Origin of the sequence: Acetivibrio ethanolgignens (assembly GCF_001461035.1) — a bacterium.
Classification (GTDB): Bacteria; Bacillota; Clostridia; order Lachnospirales; family Lachnospiraceae; genus Velocimicrobium; species Velocimicrobium ethanolgignens.
This window is the reverse complement of the sequence record NZ_LNAM01000096.1, coordinates 1-1,369: the sequence shown is the minus strand read 5'-3', so window position 1 is coordinate 1,369 and position 1,369 is coordinate 1. Positions and strand designations below refer to the sequence as shown.

Here is a 1,369-nt window from a genome sequence, read left to right as displayed (position 1 = left end):
CGTTGCTATGGGATGAGCTGCATTAGCACGAAGCTGAAAGAAACCCAGTTGACTTCTATCTCATTATCTGTATTCGTGATGAATTTGTTTAGGATTCAGAGGCGAATACTTTGCACTCTTTTTCAGTTACTCCGATTCTGGCGTGATTGGAGTAAAGGTAGGAGCTTGAAGTTACAAATATCTGCTTAGTCAGCAGACACTATATAATTTAAATTTTACAAGGATAATATGTATTAGTGTAAATTATTACTGAATATTTTGTGATTTATAGTATATAATATAATATGCACTTGACGTACAGAAAACTGTACGTTATAATGAAAGTACAGAAAACTGTACGTTGTGATATGGAGGTGTGTTTATGTTAGCAGTAAATTATACAAATCTTCGTGACAATATGAAAGCGTGTATGGACAGAGTTACAGATGATTATGAAACAATGATTGTTACGAGAAAAGATAATAAGAATGTTGTTATGTTATCTGAGGAATCTTATAACAATCTTATGGAAAACGCTTATATCATGGGCAATAAGGTAAATTATGATTGGTTAATGGAATCTAAGGCACAGTTAGAAATGGGTAATGTTTCCGTACAGAATCTTATCGAGGTAGATGCGAATGAATAAGGTATTTACGGAGAATGGTTGGAAAGACTATGTTTATTGGCAGACAGAAGACAGAAAGACACTGAAAAAAATAAACAGTCTTATTGAGGATATATGTAGAAATGGCAATGAAGGTATCGGAAAGCCTGAACCATTAACAGGAAATTTGGCAGGATTTTGGAGTAGACGCATTAATGATAAAGATAGGTTAATATATAAAATTGATGAAGCCAATGTATATATTTTGGCATGTAGATACCATTATAGTGACACATAAAGATATGAAGCACCAACGGAAGAAGTATTCTTCTGAAGGTGCTTTTTTGCTTTATAGGAAAGACCGCCTACGGCGCTCTCTTGAATTGAAAAAAGCCCGCAGGTCGGCGGGCACAACAAACGGACGATTGCTGGCTTAGAAGATGTAAAAACCTTCTTCACCAAAACCGTCATCAAGTTCATCATCATTTAAGAAATAATCCATATCCAGAAGTGCATCCTCGCTCATAAGGCGAATGTCCTTGGATGTCGTACCTTCTGGCGGATTATCCATGTATTTTTTGCGCAGTGCCTCGATATCTGGTTTCATGGTGTTCATCCTCCTAGTATAATAATGGCGTAGTCAATCAAAACTACTGGTTAATAAGTTTCTATAAATCAGATAACAGAAGAAGGGGTGAAGTGATATAATAAAGTTGTAACAGGGGTGGCTAATAAGATATAATAAATCTAACAAGAAAAGAGGTACTCATTATGCCACAAAGT

At 35.5% G+C, this 1,369-nt stretch carries 3 protein-coding genes; 2 read left to right on the top strand and 1 reads right to left on the bottom strand.

Going from position 1 to position 1,369, the window contains the following annotated elements:
• Positions 1-361: 361 nt before the first annotated feature.
• Together ASU35_RS05335 and ASU35_RS05330 are read left to right on the top strand one after the other, a co-directional pair.
• Positions 362-628 (top strand): type II toxin-antitoxin system Phd/YefM family antitoxin, encoded by a 267-nt coding sequence (locus ASU35_RS05335; RefSeq protein ID WP_058352019.1) that lies wholly within the window; start codon positions 362-364, stop codon positions 626-628.
• Complete coding sequence (locus ASU35_RS05330) at positions 621-884, top strand: Txe/YoeB family addiction module toxin (RefSeq protein ID WP_172794602.1); 264 nt, start codon at positions 621-623, stop codon at positions 882-884. Before ASU35_RS05335 ends, ASU35_RS05330 begins: the two co-directional genes overlap by 8 nt.
• Positions 885-1,019: 135 nt before the next feature.
• Here the strand turns inward: ASU35_RS05330 and ASU35_RS19660 are convergent, their stop codons facing one another.
• Entirely contained in the window at positions 1,020-1,193 is a 174-nt protein-coding gene (locus tag ASU35_RS19660; RefSeq protein WP_172794601.1) for a hypothetical protein, read from the bottom strand.
• Positions 1,194-1,369 lie beyond the last annotated feature (176 nt).